Source organism: Enterobacter sichuanensis, from assembly GCF_009036245.1.
In the GTDB taxonomy this organism is placed as follows: domain Bacteria; phylum Pseudomonadota; class Gammaproteobacteria; order Enterobacterales; family Enterobacteriaceae; genus Enterobacter; species Enterobacter sichuanensis.
In genome coordinates this window covers 4,397,707-4,416,267 of the sequence record NZ_CP027986.1, presented here as the reverse complement: position 1 = coordinate 4,416,267, position 18,561 = coordinate 4,397,707, and the positions used below count along the sequence as shown (strand labels likewise).

The 18,561-nt window shown below is 56.8% G+C and carries 16 protein-coding genes; 9 read left to right on the top strand and 7 right to left on the bottom strand.

Translation table 11 applies throughout. From position 1 onward, the window contains the following. The first annotated feature begins 331 nt into the window (after positions 1 to 331). A complete protein-coding gene (locus tag C1N69_RS21430) occupies positions 332 to 1,543 on the top strand; it encodes a tetratricopeptide repeat protein (protein ID WP_155031840.1) in 1,212 nt (403 codons plus the stop codon). 5 nt (positions 1,544 to 1,548) lie between these two features. On the opposite strand, the gene C1N69_RS21425 is transcribed toward C1N69_RS21430, so the two are convergent. Beyond that, a complete protein-coding gene (locus C1N69_RS21425; RefSeq protein WP_179958045.1) occupies positions 1,549 to 1,857 on the bottom strand; it encodes a Biofilm associated protein A in 309 nt (102 codons plus the stop codon). 270 nt (positions 1,858 to 2,127) lie between these two features. Between C1N69_RS21425 and C1N69_RS21420 the strand changes: the two genes are divergently transcribed. Together C1N69_RS21420 and C1N69_RS21415 are read left to right on the top strand one after the other, a co-directional pair. Then, entirely contained in the window at positions 2,128 to 5,682 is a 3,555-nt protein-coding gene (locus C1N69_RS21420) for a response regulator (RefSeq protein ID WP_155031839.1), read from the top strand. Continuing rightward, positions 5,679 to 6,470 (top strand): aminoglycoside adenylyltransferase family protein, encoded by a 792-nt coding sequence (locus tag C1N69_RS21415; protein ID WP_167514973.1) that lies wholly within the window; start codon positions 5,679 to 5,681, stop codon positions 6,468 to 6,470. Before C1N69_RS21420 ends, C1N69_RS21415 begins: the two co-directional genes overlap by 4 nt. Here the strand turns inward: C1N69_RS21415 and gorA are convergent. Both gorA and C1N69_RS21405 read right to left on the bottom strand, forming a co-directional pair. Continuing rightward, a complete protein-coding gene (gorA, locus tag C1N69_RS21410; RefSeq protein WP_155031838.1) occupies positions 6,467 to 7,819 on the bottom strand; it encodes a glutathione-disulfide reductase in 1,353 nt (450 codons plus the stop codon). The two genes, C1N69_RS21415 and gorA, sit on opposite strands and share 4 nt — an antisense overlap. Positions 7,820 to 7,890: 71 nt before the next feature. Next, positions 7,891 to 8,733, bottom strand: a complete 843-nt coding sequence (locus tag C1N69_RS21405) for a 23S rRNA (adenine(2030)-N(6))-methyltransferase RlmJ (RefSeq protein ID WP_008503119.1) — start codon at positions 8,731 to 8,733, stop codon at positions 7,891 to 7,893. Positions 8,734 to 8,910: 177 nt separating this feature from the next. Here C1N69_RS21405 and prlC point away from each other — a divergent pair, with 177 nt between their 5' ends. Beyond that, positions 8,911 to 10,953 (top strand): oligopeptidase A, encoded by a 2,043-nt coding sequence (gene prlC / locus C1N69_RS21400; protein ID WP_047959656.1) that lies wholly within the window; start codon positions 8,911 to 8,913, stop codon positions 10,951 to 10,953. 7 nt (positions 10,954 to 10,960) lie between these two features. After that, on the top strand, positions 10,961 to 11,737 hold the full coding sequence (gene rsmJ, locus C1N69_RS21395) for a 16S rRNA (guanine(1516)-N(2))-methyltransferase RsmJ (protein WP_094919626.1): 777 nt from the start codon (positions 10,961 to 10,963) through the stop codon (positions 11,735 to 11,737). Between the two features lie 109 nt (positions 11,738 to 11,846). Here the strand turns inward: rsmJ and uspA are convergent, their stop codons facing one another. Beyond that, positions 11,847 to 12,284: a universal stress protein UspA gene (gene uspA / locus C1N69_RS21390; protein ID WP_003861223.1), complete on the bottom strand. Its 438-nt coding sequence runs from the start codon at positions 12,282 to 12,284 to the stop codon at positions 11,847 to 11,849. A 283-nt stretch (positions 12,285 to 12,567) separates the two neighbouring features. Here uspA and uspB point away from each other — a divergent pair, with 283 nt between their 5' ends. Then, positions 12,568 to 12,903 (top strand): universal stress protein UspB, encoded by a 336-nt coding sequence (uspB, locus tag C1N69_RS21385; protein WP_003861224.1) that lies wholly within the window; start codon positions 12,568 to 12,570, stop codon positions 12,901 to 12,903. 43 nt (positions 12,904 to 12,946) lie between these two features. Here uspB and C1N69_RS21380 read toward each other — a convergent pair whose 3' ends face one another. The 3 genes from C1N69_RS21380 to pitA all read right to left on the bottom strand — a co-directional run bounded on the left by C1N69_RS21380 (position 12,947) and on the right by pitA (position 15,396). After that, a complete protein-coding gene (locus C1N69_RS21380) occupies positions 12,947 to 13,354 on the bottom strand; it encodes a hypothetical protein (RefSeq protein WP_047959654.1) in 408 nt (135 codons plus the stop codon). Further along, positions 13,332 to 13,721: a polymorphic toxin type 44 domain-containing protein gene (locus C1N69_RS21375; protein WP_047959653.1), complete on the bottom strand. Its 390-nt coding sequence runs from the start codon at positions 13,719 to 13,721 to the stop codon at positions 13,332 to 13,334. The genes C1N69_RS21380 and C1N69_RS21375 overlap by 23 nt, the downstream gene beginning before the upstream one ends. A gap of 175 nt (positions 13,722 to 13,896) precedes the next feature. Continuing rightward, positions 13,897 to 15,396 carry an inorganic phosphate transporter PitA gene (pitA, locus tag C1N69_RS21370; RefSeq protein ID WP_025760141.1) on the bottom strand — a complete coding sequence of 500 codons (1,500 nt, stop codon included), beginning with the start codon at positions 15,394 to 15,396 and terminating at the stop codon, positions 13,897 to 13,899. Positions 15,397 to 15,624: 228 nt separating this feature from the next. On the opposite strand from pitA, the gene C1N69_RS21365 reads away from it, so the two are divergent. The 3 genes from C1N69_RS21365 to C1N69_RS21355 all read left to right on the top strand — a co-directional run bounded on the left by C1N69_RS21365 (position 15,625) and on the right by C1N69_RS21355 (position 18,520). Beyond that, positions 15,625 to 16,818: a BaiN/RdsA family NAD(P)/FAD-dependent oxidoreductase gene (locus C1N69_RS21365; RefSeq protein ID WP_094919424.1), complete on the top strand. Its 1,194-nt coding sequence runs from the start codon at positions 15,625 to 15,627 to the stop codon at positions 16,816 to 16,818. 109 nt (positions 16,819 to 16,927) lie between these two features. Continuing rightward, on the top strand, positions 16,928 to 17,326 hold the full coding sequence (locus C1N69_RS21360; RefSeq protein WP_025759666.1) for a potassium channel family protein: 399 nt from the start codon (positions 16,928 to 16,930) through the stop codon (positions 17,324 to 17,326). Positions 17,327 to 17,494: 168 nt separating this feature from the next. Next, the gene (locus tag C1N69_RS21355) at positions 17,495 to 18,520 is read left to right on the top strand and encodes a TerC/Alx family metal homeostasis membrane protein (protein ID WP_025759668.1); all 1,026 of its coding nucleotides are present in this window, start codon (positions 17,495 to 17,497) and stop codon (positions 18,518 to 18,520) included. Positions 18,521 to 18,561: the final 41 nt, after the last annotated feature.

The window sequence follows — 18,561 nt, the reverse complement described above, 5'->3', positions numbered from 1 at the left end:
GAAGTACTAAGAGTGATATTCTGGTTAAAGGTAAAAAGTATTGTTATAAGACAAGGCTTGGTTATTATTCTGGCAATTGAGAATAACGAAAAGCGCAATGTCTGGTCAGGAACGTGATTAATTCGACGCTATCACCTCAATACTAATATAAGCGTGCCGTTTCGCCTGTTTTTCGCTGCTTAACGTATGTTAACTGGCAGGAACATCAAGACGGGTCTTGTCGCTTACCTGACTGGCGAAGAGGAAAATAATACCCACGTTTATTTACTTCTGAGCCCGAACGATGCGCCGAACCCTTCATTCTCACGCTTCCGCGGCGAAACAACACGCCATGCGTCAGAAATTTACTGCTCTGGCTGAGCAGTACCGCCATGCTATGGCCGTCGCGGATTATGCGACCGCCTCCCTCTGCTGCGAAAAAGCGCTGGCCGTTCTGCCGCACAATATGTCGGTGCAGAGCGATTACGCCCTGAGCCTGATGCGTGCGGGAAAATATGACCAGGCGTATAAGGTCTATCGCAAGATTTATCAGTCGCCGCGCCGTCATGAAGCGTCAGAAACCTGGCTCGATGGCCTGGCGGAATTGTGCGGCCATATGGGCAAAACGGATGAAATGCGCGCCTGTGGCCTGGAGTCGTTGACCCTCTCGGACCAGCGTTTTCGTCAGGGAACCGTCTGGCCGCTGCCCCAGACGCCACCGCCGCCTTTCCGGGCGGATTGCCCGGAAAAGAACATCATTGCGTTCAGTCTGTATGGCGATCAGCCGCGCTACTGCGAAACCTTAATTAAAAATATCGAGGTTGCCGCAGCGCTGTTTCCGGCCTGGCGCTGCCGCGTCTATCTGGACGACTCCGTGCCGCAGCATGTCTGGCAGCGGCTGGCGCAGGCGGGTGCCGCGTTGGTGGATATGAGCGAGGAAAAAGGCATTTATCCGACGCTGTGGCGTTTTCTGGTAATGGATGACCCGCAGGTTGAGCGATTTTTAGTGCGTGACGCTGACTCCCTGCTCTCCGAACGCGAGCAGGTCTGCGTCGAGGCCTGGCTGCGCTCGCCGTTCTATTTCCACCATATGCGCGACTACTTCACCCATACCGAGCTGTTGCTGGCCGGGATGTGGGGCGGCTGCGGCGGTGTGGTGCCGAACGTGGAAGGGATGATGCGTCAGTTCGTGGCGAGCTACCGGGGGAGCGCCCGTTTCACCGACCAGTATTTCCTCAAGGTGGCGCTGTGGCCTACGGTCCGACAGAGCATTCTGAATCACGATGAGATCTTTGCCTTTCACCATGCTCAACCCTGGCCCGAGCACCCGCCGATTCGCTGGAAGACCGAACACTTCCATGTGGGCAGTAACGCCGGGTTTACCGTGCTGGCCGGGCCGAGCGAACACGCTGAAGGTGAAAAGCAGACGGTCGCATTGCGTATTGCTGGCGTGAGCTATCCCTACGCGGCGACGGTGCGAGAGGGACAATGGCGATTGCCCATCCCCTTCTTCCTCGCCGACGATTTTCGCGCCGGCGTGATACAGGTCGAGGTGCTCGCGTAACGGGTTTACGTCTGAGGGGCAACCTCTATGCCTGTCTGTACCAGCAGCTCCGTCTCGATCCCGGAATGGTGATACACCTCGTATTGCACCCCATCTACGGTGACGGAGCCTCTCGCCTTCATCCACTCTCCGGGCTCCGACTCCGCAGGCAGCAGATCGGAAAGATTGACCTGCTGACCGGGCGTACCTTTTATCAGTAACTGCTGACTGCCATCGTCGATAAAAAGAGGCTCTTCACCCGCAATGAAAATATCGCCGAGGGTGATCTCGACCAGCGCAGGCTTTTCATCGTGGGGCGTTAAAGGGTTATTCATTATTGTGGAACCTGTGTATGCATAGCTAATTTGCTGCGTTTTTACCTGTCCGGGTAAAAGGGGACAATAAGGCCTGTCTTATAAAAAACGGCGGTCGATATTTTTTAAAAACAAGACCGACCTTAGTTAGGGCGGGATCGCCAATGGCTAAAATTCCCGCACATTATGGCGGGTATCCAGACAATGCAGAACGACGCGCGGTTGCTAAAATTAAGGCTGCACCCGTCTGCTTATTTTCAGCACTCATTTTTTCAGGGAACGACTCAAACGATGCGTTTTATCTCTGCCCGGTTAATTAGCCTGTTTTTACTGCTGTGCAGTATCGGGCAGATACAGGCCCAGGAACTGACGCTGCAACCCCGCGTGCAGGTCAATGCGCCGCACGTCCAGTTTAGCGATGACGTACAACAGTGGCTGAATAACAATCAAACGCTTCACGTGGGGGTCTGGGGACAGCCGCATCCTCCCCTGAGCGAGGGCATGGACCACGGGCTGTTCAGCGGTATCGCTGCCGATTATCTGGCGCTGCTGGAAGACAGCCTTAAGGTGAACGTCAAACTCCACTACTACAGCCAGAGTCGCGATGCTTTCCAGGCGCTGCGCCGCCATGAAATCCAGATGGTGGCGATGTGGAACCCGGAGCTGTGGCCCAACCCCGGGCTGGTGACCACGCCGCCATGGCTGCTGGATAAGGCGGTCCTGATGACCCCTCGCGATCGCGCCGATGACCTCCCGGAAGAGAGCCCAAAGACCATCGGTCTGATGTCCGATACCCACGCCAGTGCGGCGTTGCGTCAACATTATCCCGGCAGCACGCTGCGTTTACAGTTCTGGTATCCTTCGGCGATCAGCGCGCTGGCGTTTAAGCAGATAGATGCGCTGTGGATTAACCGCGCCAGTGCGGAGTATCTCACTCAGTACCATCAGGCGCAGGGGCTTCGCTGGCGTTACAGCCCGGCCCTGCCCAATCTGAACATGAGCTTTGGTGTCGACAGGCAACTGCCGCAGCTGGCTGAAGCCATCGACACGGTGTTCAAACATATCCCGTTAGCCAGCCGTCTGCGAATCACCACCAGCTGGGGACTTAACCGGAGCTTTGTTATCACCTCCAATCCGCTGGCGCTGGATCAGGAGGAGGAGAACTGGCTGCGTGAGCATAGTCAGATTCAGGTGATCCTGGACAGCCGCCAGCGCCCGCTGTCGTTTCTGGAAGAGGGGACGCCCGCGGGTCTGGTGGTGGATCTGCTCAACCAGTTTAGCGAGCAGTACGATATTCACTTTACGCTTCTCACCGCCGGGAGCGACGCCGAACTTAGCGCCTTAAAGCGTGACAACCCGGATGCGCTGGTACTGAGGCAGCAGTGGGACGTGTCGCAGAAGCCCGCCGCGACCGTGGCGATGACCCCGCCGTTACTGACGACGCCCGCCGTGGTGGTGATGGACCAGGATATCAAACGCCCGGACGATTTTTCCCAACTGAAGGGGGAAAAGCTGGCGATCATGGCTGATGACCCGCTGCGCGCCTGGCTGGAAACCTGGTATCCCACCATTAAGCTGGTGCCATTGACGCAGATGGACGATGCGCTTGCGCGCCTGAAAAAAGGGGAAATTCGCGGGGTGATTGCGCCGCAGTTCATTGCCAACTATCTGGTGACGCGCCATCACCCCACCCGTTTTTATCTGGCTGTGACGGTACCGGTGGCGCCCGTTGACATGGTCATTGCCGCGCAAAGCGACACCAGCCAGCCGATTAATATTCTCAATAAAGCGCTGGCGGATATGCAACCGCAGGCACTGATGCAGCTGGCGGGCGACTGGCGGCAAGCGGCCATCGACAATAGCGAAACCTGGGCTCACAGCTCGCTGATTAATTCGCTGGTCTGGGGCGTACTGCTCCTGCTGGTGGTCACCGGGTGCTGGCTGTGGATACATTATCTGCGCGCCGCGCTGCGTCGCGGTAACGTCTGGCAGCAGCAGCTGGCCGAACAGTTACGTTTTACCCAGGCGCTGATTGACGCCTCGCCCGTGGCGCTCTACGTGCGCGATCGCAACGGCCATCTGCTGCGTTACAACCAGGCGTGGGCAGATGCCATCGGCCAGCCGGGCGATGCGTTTCAGGGGCAGCCGGTCACGGCGATCGACATCGCCGAGCCGGCGGTGCTGGCCAATCTGGAGGCAAAATACCAGCAGGCGCTGCAGGATGGGCAACCGCAGAACTGGTCTGAAAGCTTTACGCTACACGGCCAGACGCGTTATCTGCAGGGCTGGATTGTGCCGTGGCACGACGGTCAGGGGGAGATTGGCGGCCTGATTGGCGGCTGGCTGGATGTCACCGAAAAAGAGCAACTGATCGCTCAGCTCTCTGAGACCAAAAGTAATCTGGAGCAGGCCATCGGCAGTAAAAACGCCTTTATGCAGAGCATGGGCCATGAGGTGCGCACCCCGCTCAGCGTGATCACCGGCCTGCTCGAGATGGAGCTGCAGGCGCTTGATGCGCGGCATGAGCATAATGAAAACCTTAATCTGATTTGGGAATCCTCGCTGAATCTGCTTTCGTTGATTGGCGACATGTTCGATGTCTTCCGTGCCGATAACCCGCAGCTGAACGGAACGATGCGCAGCACGCATCTGCCGCAGCTGATCCACAGCACGGTGGCGCTTTACCGGCAGCAGGCGGAAGCGAAAGGGATCACCCTGAACGTGCTGATTGAGCTCTCTACCGAGCGCTTCACCACCGATCCGCTGTTGATTATTCGCATCCTCTCCAGCCTGCTGCGTAACGCCATCAAGCATGCGCATTGTCAGGAGATAGACGTTGAGGTGTATGAGGGCAGCAGAGCGCCGGACGCCACGACGATCCCGCTGGTTATCGAGGTATGCGACCAGGGAGAGGGCATTGACCCACATCAGCTGGAAGAGATAAGCGGGCGCGCTCACCGCGTGACGCTGAAATCAGAGTGGACCGACACCGGCTTCAGTTTACCGGCCTGTCTGTTTATGGCGCATGCCGCCGGTGCGCAGGTGCGCATCGACAGTGAACCGCATGAGGGTTGCGTGGTTAGCCTGCACTTCAACGCGGAGCCTGCCGCCAGTAAGGTGTTGACCCCGCCGCCCGTCGACCAGGCGCGCAGTCTGCATATTCTGGGGGTGGATGACTACCCGCCAGCACGCCGTGCGCTGCAGCAGCGGCTGGAGTCCTGGGGACACCGGGTATCGCTGGCGACCCAGGGGGCTGAGGCACTGTCGATGTGGCAGCAAAATCCTGACTGCTACGATGTCATAATTACCGACTGCACGATGCCAGAGATGGACGGCTATGAGCTGGCGCAGCAGATCCGTCATACCGAACAGCTTAACGGCCATCCACCGGTTCCGATCTTCGGCCTGACGGCGATGAGCGGGGCAGAGGCGGCAGAGCGCTGTATCGCTGCCGGTATGAATGAATATCTGGAAAAGCCGCTGACGGCCGAGAAACTGCAGACGCTGCTGGATCGTTATTTTGCCGTCGGCAGCGCGAAACCTGATCGTGTGAGTGATACCACACGGGCGCTGCAGGCCGAAATGGCGGAGGTCAACCGGGAAGATGCCCGTCAGTTGACGCAGTGGCTGGCACAGAAGGATCGCGATAAGGTGGGGCGTATGGCGCACCGTATCAACGGCGGCGCGCGGATGATGAACATGTCATCGTTGCAAAAGGCCTGCGAACAGCTGGAAACGGCCTGTCACAACGACGACGCCTGGCAAGAGATTGAGCTTCTCGTGCAGCGCGTGCTGGACGAGATCGCCCGCGTTAATCAACAGTTGGTGTCTGAGGAAGAGGGATGATGAACGTGCTCCCCAGCGCACAAAAACAGATACAGACGGCCTGCACGCTTATCGAGAACATTCTGGGAAGCGAGCTGATGGCGATTCACTTATACGGGTCGGCGATGGACGGCGGCCTGAAACCGCTGAGCGATATCGATCTGCTGGTCACGGTGCGCTCACCGCTGCGGGATGAACAACGCCATGCCTTAATGCAGCAGCTGCTGGCGGTTTCGGCCTGGCCCGGGACGTCGGAGATTTACCGGGCGCTGGAAGTGACGGTGGTTGTCTGGTCGCAGATGGTGCCATGGCGATTTCCGCCCGTGCGGGAGCTGCAGTTTGGGGAATGGCTACGGGACGCGATTTTAAACGGCGAATACGAACCGGCGCAGCCCGACCCCGATCTGGCGATTTTACTCACCAAAGCGCGGCAGAACAGCCTTGCCCTGCGGGGAGAGGCGGCCAGCACGCTGTTTGAGGCGGTGCCAGAACGCGATCTGCAGCAGACGTTTCGTCAGACCCTCGCACTGTGGAACGGGGCCGAGGATCTGGAAGGTGATGAGAGGCATATCCTCCTGACGCTGGCGCGCATCGGGTATAGCGTAGAGACCGGTCAGATCGCGGCGAAAGACGAGGCGGCGGCCTGGCTGATGCCACAGCTGCCTGCGGCCCATGCGAAACTGCTGGCTGAGGCGCGCGCAGAATATCTCGGCAAGGTCACCGTAGACTGGACAGAAAAAATGCCTCAGGTTGAGGCATTTGTCCGCGATGTCAAAAAAGCGATTGAGAAAAAACTGGCGTTATCCTAGCGCATGGTCACAAACTCTTCCGCCGCCGTAGGGTGGATCGCCACGGTGTTGTCGAAGTCTTTTTTGGTTGCGCCCATCTTCAGTGCCACCGCGAAGCCCTGCAGGATCTCATCCATGCCGAAGCCAATGCCGTGGATACCGACAATCTTCTCTTCCGGGCCGACGCAGACCAGCTTCATGCGGCACGGCTGACGGTGCGAGGTGACGGCGGTATACATCGCGGTAAACGCGGATTTATACACTTTCACCTGATCGTCGCCATACTGCTCGCGCGCCTGCGGCTCGGTTAAGCCGACGGTGCCGATTGGCGGGTGGCTAAAGACCACGGTCGGGATGTTGCTGTAGTCCAGATGCTCGTCCGGCTTGTTGTTGAACAGACGCTCCGAAAGACGACGCCCTGCCGCAACGGCCACCGGGGTCAGCTCAACCGCGCCGGTGTTATCCCCAACGGCGTAAATGCCCGGCACGCTGGTGTTCTGGAATTTATCAACGACGATGTAGCCTTTTTCGTCGGTTTTCACCCCCGTCACGCCGAGGTTGAAGTTGTCATTGGCAGGTTCGCGGCCAATCGCCCAGATCAGGCAATCGACGGTCTGGCTGCGGCCATCTTCCAGCTCAAGCGTCAGGCTGCCGTCCGCGTTTTTTACCACTGCTTTTGGCACGGCATTGGTGTGCAGGGTTGGGCCTTCGGTGTTCATCACTTCGATCAGCGTATCCACGATCAGCGGGTCAAAGCTGCGCAGCGGCGCGTGTTTACGCACGAACAGGTGCGCTTCAGCACCCAGACCGTTAATCACGCCGGCCAGCTCCACTGCGATGTAGCCCGCACCCACCACGGCAACGCGTTTTGGCAGGGCAGGCAGTTCGAAGAAACCGTCGGAGTCGATGCCATACTCCGCGCCCGGGATGTTCGGGTGGCTCGGACGACCGCCGGTGGCGATCAGGATGTGATCGGCGGTGATCGTCTCACCGTTCACTTCGATCGTCTTCGCGTCTACAAAACGGGCGAAGCCGTGAATAACGTCGACGTTATTTTTACCCAGCACGTTGTCGTACGAGGTGTGAATACGGTCGATGTAGGCGGTACGGCTGGCGATCAGCTTATCCCAGTCGAAATGGTTGATGGTGGTGTCAAAGCCGTAATCCGGGCCATACATATGGATAGCTTCACGGATTTGCGCCGCATGCCACATCACTTTCTTCGGTACACAACCCACGTTCACGCAGGTGCCGCCCAGCGCTTTGGCTTCAATCAGCGCACATTTCTGGCCGTACATGGCCGCACGGTTGATGGAGGCGATGCCGCCGCTGCCGCCGCCGATTGCGATGTAGTCATAATGCTTAGTCATAGCTTTTGTCCTTAATCGTGAATTGCCGCGATTGTATACCTGAAATCAATAGTTTCCACCGATGGCTGCGATTACTCCGGCACGATCCAGCTGACGCTGGTGTGGCCTGTTCCCGCTGGCACCAGCGTTTTGTGCAGCCACGGCAGGACGTTGTTCATCTGCGCTTCGAGCTTCCATGGCGGGTTAATGACGATCATGCCGGAGGCCGTCATGCCGCGCTGGTCGCTGTCCGGACGTACCGCCAGCTCAATTTGCAAAATTTTGCGGATGCCGGTCGCTTCCAGGTCTTTGATCATGCGCTTGATTTGCGCACGCAGAACCACCGGGTACCACAGGGCATATGTCCCGGTGGCAAAGCGTTTGTAGCCTTCGTGGATGCCGGTGACCACCGCCTGATAGTCGGTTTTGATTTCGTACGGCGGGTCGATCAGCACCAGGCCGCGACGGGAAACCGGCGGCAGTTTGGCTTTCAGCTGCTGGTAGCCATCGGCTTTTTCCACGCGGGCGCGGCTGTCTTTCTGAAATTCAGAACGCAGCAGCGGGAAGTCGCTCGGGTGCAGCTCGGTCAACTGGATGCTGTCCTGCTCGCGCAGCAGCTGGCGGGCAATCAATGGCGAGCCGGGGTAGTAGCGCAGCTGGCCGTTGCGGTTGAAGTGATTCACCACGCCAATGTACGGCTCCAGTTCGGCAGGCAGGTCGTCCTGCTGCCAGATGCGGGCAATCCCTTCCAGATATTCACCGGTACGCTCGGCGTGTTCGCCGCTCAGCTGATAACGGCCCGCGCCCGCGTGCGTGTCCAGATAGAGAAACGGCTTCTCTTTCTCTTTGAGTGATTCAATAATCAGACTCTGAACGGTGTGTTTGAGGACGTCGGCGTGGTTGCCTGCGTGAAAGCTGTGGCGATAACTGAGCATGGGTAATGAAATTCCGATGAAATGACGATTTGCCACAGTTTACAGCAGAACGGCACAGATTACCCGTCGGCCCGCGAAGCGCAGGCATTGAAATCCTCTACACTTAACCCCATTACCAGACAATATGCACAGCGCCGGATGCGCGCTTCATTCATCTTATTCAACAGGACAGCGTTTATGACCAATCCATTACTGACGCCTTTTTCGTTGCCACCGTTTTCTAAAATCCTCCCTGAGCATGTGGTTCCAGCCGTGACGCAAGCGCTGGACAACTGCCGCGCGGCGGTAGAAAGCGTGGTCGCGCAGGGCGCGCCGTACACCTGGGAAAATCTGTGTCAGCCGCTGGCCGAAGTGGATGACGTGCTGGGGCGTATCTTCTCCCCGGTGAGCCACCTGAATTCGGTAAAAAACAGCCCGGAACTGCGCGAAGCCTACGAACAGACCCTGCCGCTGCTCTCGGAGTACAGCACCTGGGTCGGCCAGCACGAAGGGCTCTACAAAGCGTATCGCGATCTGCGTGACGGCGACCATTATGCTGAACTGAACACGGCGCAGAAAAAATCGGTCGATAACGCCCTGCGTGATTTCGAGCTTTCCGGGATTGGTCTGCCAAAAGAGAAGCAGACCCGCTACGGTGAAATTGCCGCGCGTCTCTCTGAGCTGGGCAACCAGTACAGCAACAACGTGCTCGACGCCACCATGGGCTGGACGAAGCTGATTACCGACGAAGCGGAACTCGCTGGCATGCCGGAAAGCGCGCTGGCGGCCGCTAAAGCGCAGGCCGAAGCGAAAGAGCAGGAAGGCTACCTGTTGACCCTGGATATTCCAAGCTATCTGCCGGTGATGACCTACTGCGACAACCAGGCGTTGCGTGAAGAGATGTACCGCGCCTACAGCACCCGCGCCTCCGATCAGGGGCCGAACGCCGGTAAGTGGGACAACAGCCCGGTGATGGCGGAAATCCTCGCCCTGCGTCACGAGCTGGCCCAGCTGCTGGGCTTTGACAGCTACGCGGATAAATCCCTCGCCACCAAAATGGCCGAGAACCCGCAGCAGGTGCTCGATTTCCTGACGGATCTGGCTAAACGTGCCCGTCCGCAGGGTGAAAAAGAGCTGGCTCAGCTGCGCGCCTTCGCCAAAGCGGAGTTCGGCGTGGACGAGCTGCAGCCGTGGGACATCGCTTATTACAGCGAAAAACAGAAACAGCATCTCTACAGCATCAGTGATGAGCAGCTGCGCCCGTACTTCCCGGAAAACAAAGCCGTCAATGGCCTGTTCGAAGTGGTGAAACGGATTTACGGCATCACCGCCAAAGAGCGCACCGACATCGACGTCTGGCACCCGGACGTGCGCTTCTTCGAGCTGTATGACGAGAAAAACGAGCTGCGCGGCAGCTTCTACCTCGATCTCTACGCCCGTGAGAACAAGCGCGGCGGGGCGTGGATGGATGACTGCGTGGGCCAGATGCGTAAAGCCGATGGTTCTCTGCAAAAGCCGGTCGCGTACCTGACCTGTAACTTCAACCGCCCGGTAAACGGCAAGCCGGCGCTGTTCACTCACGACGAAGTGATCACCCTGTTCCACGAGTTCGGACACGGCCTGCATCACATGCTGACCCGCATTGAAACCGCAGGCGTGGCCGGGATCAGCGGTGTGCCGTGGGATGCGGTCGAGCTGCCAAGCCAGTTTATGGAAAACTGGTGCTGGGAGCCGGACGCGCTGGCGTTTATCTCCGGCCACTACGAGACCGGCGAACCGCTGCCGAAAGAGCTGCTGGATAAAATGCTGGCGGCGAAGAACTACCAGGCGGCGATGTTTATCCTGCGTCAGCTGGAGTTCGGCCTGTTCGACTTCCGCCTGCACGCCGAGTTCAGCCCGGAACAAGGGGCGAAAATCCTCGAAACCCTGGCCGAGATTAAAAAGCAGGTTGCCGTTATTCCAGGGCCAACCTGGGGCCGCTTCCCGCATGCGTTCAGCCACATCTTCGCGGGCGGCTATGCGGCAGGCTATTACAGCTACCTGTGGGCCGACGTGCTGGCGGCGGATGCCTTCTCTCGCTTCGAAGAAGAGGGGATCTTCAACCGCGAAACCGGCCAGTCGTTCCTCGATAACATCCTGACGCGCGGCGGTTCCGAAGAGCCGATGGTGCTGTTCAAACGCTTCCGTGGCCGCGAGCCGCAGCTGGATGCGATGCTTGAGCATTACGGGATCAAAGGCTGATTGTTACGTGAAGATCTGCTTAGTGGATGAAACAGGCGCCGGAGACGGCGCCTTATCTGTTCTGGCCGCCCGCTGGGGGTTGGAGCACGATGAAGAGAACCTGATGGCGCTGGTGATGACGTCAGCGCATCTTGAACTCCGTAAACGCGACGAGCCGAAACTCGGCGGGATTTTTGTCGATTTTGTCGGCGGCGCGATGGCGCACCGGCGCAAGTTCGGCGGCGGCCGCGGTGAGGCGGTGGCCAAAGCGGTCGGCATCAAGGGAAGCTATCTTCCGGACGTGGTGGATGCCACGGCAGGGTTAGGGCGCGATGCGTTTGTGCTGGCGTCGGTCGGCTGTCGCGTGCGGATGCTGGAGCGCAATCCGGTGGTGGCAGCACTGCTCGATGACGGTCTGACGCGGGGCTATGCTGATCCGGAAATCGGCCCGTGGTTACAGGAACGACTGCAGTTGATCCACGCCTCCAGCCTGACGGCGCTGACGGATATCACCCCGCGCCCGCAGGTGGTCTATCTCGACCCGATGTTCCCGCATAAGCAGAAAAGCGCGCTGGTGAAGAAAGAGATGCGGGTGTTTCAGTCGCTGGTGGGGCCGGATCTGGACGCCGATGGGTTGCTGGAGCCCGCTCGTCAGTTAGCGACGAAGCGAGTGGTGGTGAAGCGTCCTGACTATGCACCGCCGCTGGCGGACGTTGCCACGACCAACGCGGTAACCACCAAAGGGCACCGGTTTGATATTTATCCGGGGACGCCGGAAGAGTGCGGGCTGATGCCCTCACCCTAACCCTCTCCCACAGGGAGAGGGAACAAACATTCAAAACGGCAACCATGTTGCCGTTTTGCTTTTACCTTGTAGGCCCGGTAAGCGTTAGCGCCACCGGGCTTTTTTGCTCTTACTCGTCTTCTTCGTCACGCAGTGGAACAATCAGCATATCCACGTGAACGGTATTAATCAGCTGACGCGCGGAAGACATCAGCTTGCTCCAGAAGTCCTGATGGTGACCGCAAACCACCAGGTCCATGTCATATTTCTTGATCGCATCCACCAGTACCTGGCCCAGGTCGCCGCTGCCGCTCAGGGTTTCGGTAATCGGGTAGCCTGCGTTGGTGGAGAGCTCGCTCAGGGCGTGGTGCGTCTCTTCAGAGATGCGTTTTTGCATGTCGCCGAGATTGACGTCGATCAGACCGGTGTAAAGGTCGGAGTAATTCACATCAACGTGAATCAGGGAAACTTTCGCGTTGTAGGGACGTGCCATGGATACCGCTTTATCAACCAGCACTTTGCTCTCCGGAGAGAGGTCTACCGCGATGAGAATGTGTTTGTAAGCCATAGTGTTACTCCTTCCTTAAGTTATCGATGACTAAATGTGAAAGCCGTCGTCTGATACTTTCATTACGGCCCAGTAAAACATATTTTTCAAGCTTTGGTGTTGATAACGATTAACCTTGTGGCAAAAAAATTAACGGATCTCCTACACTATTTAATGAGCCGTTCGGATATGAAAACGCGAACCGGATCGACTTTTGGTCATTCTTTCACTGAACTGTCTGTCAGGGCATTGGGGTGCGGTAGCTCAGGAGCCTTGCTTCGTGGGCGGACGCCGGGGAGGATGTATGATTAGCACCGTCGCATTGTTTTGGGCGTTATGCGTAGTTTGCATAGTGAATATGGCGCGCTACTTCTCATCGTTACGTGCGCTATTAGTGGTACTTCGTGGTTGCGATCCGTTGCTTTATCAGTATGTGGACGGTGGAGGTTTCTTCACCTCGCATGGACAGCCCAGCAAGCAGATGCGTCTGGTGGGATATATCTACTACCAGCGCTACCGCGATCATCACGATGAAGAGTTTATTCGTCGCTGCGAGCGTCTGCGTCGTCAGTTCATTTTGACCAGCGCCCTGTGTGGGCTGGTCGTGGTCAGTATGATTGCATTGATGATTTGGCACTGAGTGACACAGCAGGCGGGGAAAACCCCGCCTTCTTTCATCTGGCTCAGGGTTTAACTGAGAACCGGAGACTGGAGATATTGTTCTCAATCGAAATAACCTTGCCGCTATAGGCAATGTTCACTTCCCCACTTGCATCAATACTGGCAGCGGTAATCGTGCCTGTACCCTCGATGACCGGATGTTTCTTAGCAAGTTGATGGATAATGTCGGTACCTTTCCCGGCGATCTCCTTCGAGAGATAGTAACGGTAGATTGTTGGTACGGTTGCGCCACCCTGATTGTTCACGGTCATATAGAGCCAGACGCTATCGGATAATTTATAAACGCGCTGAAGTTCGTCGCTGTTTCGCTGACTGGGCTGATGGTTTAACCAGAGAAATCCAATGACCAGAACCAGAAGCGAAAGGGTAATAAGGCGATGAATCCATTTAATAGCCGTTTTGAATGGCATACTCTATTCCTTCTCTGATGTTGCGTTGGTCGGTTGGGTCGTCTCCGTAAGGCGGCTTTTCGTACCATTTTCCCCATTCTGGTTTTGAGGTACCTGCCCGACCTTGAGCCCAGCCTGCGCCCATAAGAAGGATGTTTGCAGGGATACCTGCCGCAGTACCGGCGGCTCCGAAGTTGAAGTTACCAAATGCAGCAAAATAGGGGTCGAATTTTTTATAATCCCAGGGGCCGCCATTCCGGACTTTTTGGTAGAACCAAAAATACGTTGAGGGCGTGGCCATATTACGCGACATTCCATTAAGGCGAGCTTCACGCATATTGTTTGCTATAACGATTGAACCTGGTCCTGAAATAGGGACAGAAGCCATACACTTTCCTTTGTCTGGATGTTTATTCTGGCCGCCATGATAGTTTTTTCGGTGTTTTGAGGTTGAGCAAAAAATGTTCAGGAAATCCTCATATTATCAAACACCTCATGGCAAATAGCAGCCATAAAAAAAGCGGGTCAGTTTCCTGACCCGCTTTTTTGTCGCCCTCAGCCGATTAAATCAGCTTCAGCGAAATCCAGTACAACCCGCCAGAGAGCAGGATAGATGCCGGAAGGGTGAACACCCAGGCCATCAGAATGTTGGTCACGGTTTTGCGCTGCAGACCGCCACCATCAACAATCATGGTACCTGCCACGGACGAGGAGAGAACGTGGGTCGTGGAGACTGGCATACCGGTATAGCTTGCCAGACCGATAGACACCGCCGCCGTCATCTGCGCGGACATTCCCTGCGCATAGGTCATGCCTTTCTTACCGATCTTCTCGCCGATGGTGGTCGCCACACGACGCCAGCCAATCATTGTGCCGATACCCAGTGCCAGCGCGACGGCCATGATGATCCAGATTGGCGCGTACTCAATGGTGTTGAGCATGTCGCTTTTCAGTTTCTTCAGCAGACGTTTATCGTCACCGTTCACCTCTGGCAGCTTCGCGACTTTATCGGTCACGTCAGAGATGCAGAGCATAATACGACGCAGCTGACCACGCTGTTCAACGGCCAGTTTGTCATAGCTTTCGATGTTGCCCAGCATGCCTTTCGCACGTTCCAGCGCGTTAATCGCGTTTGCCGGATGGCAGTGGAACTCGCCTGGTGCCGTGGTGGCGCCCGCTTCCGGAGAAGGGATTAACTGGTCAACGCCGGTCGCCTTTTTCAGCAGGTCAGGATGCTGCTGGAAATAGGTTTCAACGTTGTTGACCGCATCACGGGTACGGGTGATTTCGTAACCAGAGGCGTTCATGTTGACCACGAAGCCTGCCGGCGCAACGCCAATCAGCACCAGCATCACCAGACCAATACCTTTCTGCCCGTCGTTCGCGCCATGAGAGAAGGCCACGCCGATAGCGGAAATGATCAGGGCGATACGCGTCCAGAATGGCGGCTTTTTCTTGCCGTCTTTCTTCTCACGCTCTGCTGGCGTCAGGTGGATACGCGCACGTTTCTTCGTGTTGCTCCAGTAGCGACGCAGGATGAAGATCAATCCACCCGCAACCACCAGACCCACGATAGGGGAGATGATCAGAGAGCCGAAAATCCCGAGTACTTTTGGAAGGTTCAGCGCATCAACAACTGATGTACCGGTCATCAGGGCATTGGTTAACCCGATACCGATAATCGCGCCGATGAGAGTGTGAGAACTGGATGCAGGCAGGCCGAAATACCAGGTACCGAGGTTCCAGATAATTGCAGCAAGCAGCATTGAGAACACCATAGCGAGGCCATGGCCAGAACTAACGTTAAGCAGCAGATCCGTTGGCAGCATATGCACAATGGCATACGCAACGCTCAGTCCGCCCAGGAGGACACCAAAAAAGTTAAATACCGCCGCCATAACAACCGCAAGCTGCGATCGCATTGCGCGAGTGTAGATAACCGTTGCTACTGCGTTTGCAGTGTCGTGGAAGCCGTTGATCGCTTCGTAAAACAGTACAAAAACCAGAGCAAGCAAAAGTAAAAGCCCGGTATGTAAATCCAGGCCGGCAAACAAATGTAGCATAGGACGTTACGCCATTTTGAGGACATGAACGCGGCGCATTATCCAGGACAAATGCGCAACGGGCAAAGTGAAATATAGACTTTTTTTGACATACCACCTGAAATGGGAAAAGCGCCAGAAAGGATATTCTTTAAATTTCAATGGAATGGCTTTGTAATATCTTTTTACGCTGGTGTGACCACAGAGGAAACTTTACAATCCGCGGCAGTGAATAATGAGGATTTTGACGTGGAAAGGTTTGATGCCGTGGTAATTGGCGCCGGTGCGGCGGGTATGTTTTGTGCGGCGATGGCCGGACAGGCGGGTCGTCGCGTACTGCTGCTGGATAACGGTAAAAAGCCAGGCCGTAAAATCCTGATGTCCGGCGGCGGGCGCTGCAACTTTACCAACCTCTATGTTGAACCTGCGGCGTATCTCAGCCAGAACCGGCATTTTTGTAAATCTGCGCTGGCGCGTTACACCCAGTGGGACTTTATCGATCTGGTGGGTAAACACGGCATCGCCTGGCATGAGAAGACGCTGGGCCAGCTGTTCTGCGACGACTCCGCGCAGCAGATTGTCGATATGCTGGTGGCCGAGTGCGAAAAGGGCGGCGTGGTCATGCGCCTGCGCACGGAGGTGCTGGCGGTCACGCGTGACGAACAGGGCTATACGCTTCAGCTCAACGGTGACACCGTCAGTGCCGATAACCTGGTGATTGCGAGCGGCGGTCTGTCGATGCCGGGGCTGGGTGCCTCGCCGTTCGGCTACAAAATTGCCGAGCAGTTTGGCCTGAAGGTGCTGCCGACCCGCGCCGGTCTGGTGCCGTTTACGCTGCATAAACCGCTGCTGGAACAGCTCCAGACGCTCTCCGGGGTCTCCGTTCCGTCCGTTATTACCGCTGAAGACGGGACGGTGTTCCGCGAAAATCTGCTCTTTACCCATCGCGGCCTCTCCGGCCCGGCGGTACTGCAAATCTCCAGCTACTGGCAGCCGGGGGAGTTTGTCACGGTTAACCTGCTTCCCGATTGCGATCTGGACGCGTTCCTCAACGCGCAGCGTGCCGCGCACCCGAATCAGAGCCTGAAAAATACCCTGGCCATGCAGCTGCCGAAACGTCTGGTGGAGTGTTTGCAGGTTTTAGGTCAAATCCCGGATGTGTCGCTCCGCCAGCTTAACAGCCGCGAGCAGGAGACGCTGGTCGAGACCCTGACGAACTGGCGCGTGCAGCCAAACGGCACTGAAGGCTACCGCACGGCGGAAGTGACGCTGGGTGGCGTGGATACGCATGAACTCTCTTCCCGCACCATGGAAGCGCGCAACGTGCCGGGGCTCTATTTTATTGGTGAAGTGATGGATGTGACCGGCTGGCTCGGCGGGTATAACTTCCAGTGGGCATGGGCCAGTGCCTGGGCCTGCGCACAGGCGCTGGCAGAGAAATAATCACGCAACGCAATTATTGCACCAACTTTTCCTGCTCTTTCAACTAAGCTTCGACCAGGTGCCCCGCTGCGTTCGCGGGGCCATATTCCTTTTGGTCAGAGCATTCGTCATGCAGCTACTCAGTATTATCATTTTGCTTACCCTTACCGTGGTGATCCATTCGCTGTGGATGTTTGGCGTTTTAAAATTCATAAAACTAGAAGTGGATTCAGCGGTACGCATTGTCTTACGCAATGTTGGCATCGTTATCTCCATGATCTTCGCGCATCTCCTCGAAGCCGGGCTGTTTGCTGCGTTTTATTTTGTCATTGACGCATTTAAGGACTGGAATACCAGCTTCTATTTTTCGCTGGTCAGTTACGCCACCGTAGGGTACGGCGATGTCACGTTACCCCAGCACTGGCGGCTCATCGGCGGCGTAGAGGGGCTTATCGGCGCCCTGATGGTCGGCTGGTCTGTGGCGGTGCTGGTGGCGGTGCTGCAGCGTTTGCGTGGCATGACCGCCTAAACGACAGATGCGCACGCCCCGCCTGGTAAGGTAAAGTACCCCCTTCTTGCGTAGCCGACAGGGCTACGGCTTTGAGGGTGAAGAGGCTGAGTAACAGCCCACGCCTTTCTGTTCCTGGTTTACGCCAGTTTGCATGGTGTTGTGTTTTGTCTGCCAAAAGGGTTTTGTATGTCTGCTGCTCATCTCGGTTTCCCGACGGAAACCGTTGTTGTCTTTGTGGTGATGGCCGTTGGGGCGATGTTTATCGACCTCTTTATGCACCGTCACGATAAACCGATCTCGCTGAAAAGTGCCGCCATGTGGTCCCTCTTCTGGGTCATGATGGCGATGGCGTTCGCCGGGTTCCTGTATGTTCACCATGGTGCCGAAATGGCGAGCCTGTTCCTTACCGGTTACGCGCTGGAAGAGGTGCTCTCTGTCGATAACCTGTTTGTGATGATGGCGATCTTCGCCTGGTTCGGCGTGCCGGATAAGTATCGTCACCGCGTTCTTTACTGGGGCGTGCTGGGGGCGATTATCTTCCGCGGTATTTTCGTGGCGATCGGCACCAGCCTGCTGAGCCTGGGGCCGTACGTGGAGGTGATTTTCGCGCTGGTCGTCGGCTGGACGGCGGTGATGATGCTCAAGCGCAATGAAGAGAGCGACGAGGTGGAGGATTACTCCGGGCATCTCGCGTATCGCCTGGTGAAACGCTTCTATCCTGTCTGGCCGAAAATCAGCAGCAATGCCTTTATTCTGACCCAGAAAGAGGTGGATGCGGAGCTTGAAAAACCGGAAAACCAGGACGTGATGGTGGGCCGCGTTAAGAAGGCGAAGCGCTATGCGACGCCGCTGCTGCTTTGCGTGGCGGTTGTCGAACTCTCTGATGTGATGTTCGCCTTTGACTCCGTGCCGGCCATTATTGCCGTGAGCCGTGAACCGCTGATTATTTACAGCGCCATGATGTTCGCCATTCTGGGCCTGCGTACGCTCTACTTCGTGCTGGAAGCGCTGAAGCAGTATCTGGTGCACCTCGAAAAAGCCGTCGTGTTGCTGCTGTTCTTCGTGGCGTTCAAGCTGGGATTAAATGCCACCGATCACTTCTGGCATCACGGTTACAACATTGGCGCCACGGCAAGCCTGTTTGTCGTGCTCGGCGTGCTGGCGCTGGGGATTATTGCGAGCGTGATGTTCCCGGGGAAACGTGAGGCTTGATGTACCGCCCGGTGGCGCTTCGCTTACCGGGCCTACGGTTC

Bases quoted from the DNA above. Each gene is read 5' to 3' on its own strand.
- C1N69_RS21430 (WP_155031840.1), top strand. From the start codon at position 332: ATGCGTCAGAAATTTACTGCTCTGGCTGAGCAGTACCGCCATGCTATG.
- C1N69_RS21425 (WP_179958045.1), bottom strand. From the start codon at position 1,857: ATGAATAACCCTTTAACGCCCCACGATGAAAAGCCTGCGCTGGTCGAG.
- C1N69_RS21420 (WP_155031839.1), top strand. From the start codon at position 2,128: ATGCGTTTTATCTCTGCCCGGTTAATTAGCCTGTTTTTACTGCTGTGC.
- C1N69_RS21415 (WP_167514973.1), top strand. From the start codon at position 5,679: ATGATGAACGTGCTCCCCAGCGCACAAAAACAGATACAGACGGCCTGC.
- gorA (WP_155031838.1), bottom strand. From the start codon at position 7,819: ATGACTAAGCATTATGACTACATCGCAATCGGCGGCGGCAGCGGCGGC.
- C1N69_RS21405 (WP_008503119.1), bottom strand. From the start codon at position 8,733: ATGCTCAGTTATCGCCACAGCTTTCACGCAGGCAACCACGCCGACGTC.
- prlC (WP_047959656.1), top strand. From the start codon at position 8,911: ATGACCAATCCATTACTGACGCCTTTTTCGTTGCCACCGTTTTCTAAA.
- uspA (WP_003861223.1), bottom strand. From the start codon at position 12,284: ATGGCTTACAAACACATTCTCATCGCGGTAGACCTCTCTCCGGAGAGC.
- uspB (WP_003861224.1), top strand. From the start codon at position 12,568: ATGATTAGCACCGTCGCATTGTTTTGGGCGTTATGCGTAGTTTGCATA.
- C1N69_RS21380 (WP_047959654.1), bottom strand. From the start codon at position 13,354: ATGCCATTCAAAACGGCTATTAAATGGATTCATCGCCTTATTACCCTT.
- C1N69_RS21375 (WP_047959653.1), bottom strand. From the start codon at position 13,721: ATGGCTTCTGTCCCTATTTCAGGACCAGGTTCAATCGTTATAGCAAAC.
- pitA (WP_025760141.1), bottom strand. From the start codon at position 15,396: ATGCTACATTTGTTTGCCGGCCTGGATTTACATACCGGGCTTTTACTT.
- C1N69_RS21360 (WP_025759666.1), top strand. From the start codon at position 16,928: ATGCAGCTACTCAGTATTATCATTTTGCTTACCCTTACCGTGGTGATC.
- C1N69_RS21355 (WP_025759668.1), top strand. From the start codon at position 17,495: ATGTCTGCTGCTCATCTCGGTTTCCCGACGGAAACCGTTGTTGTCTTT.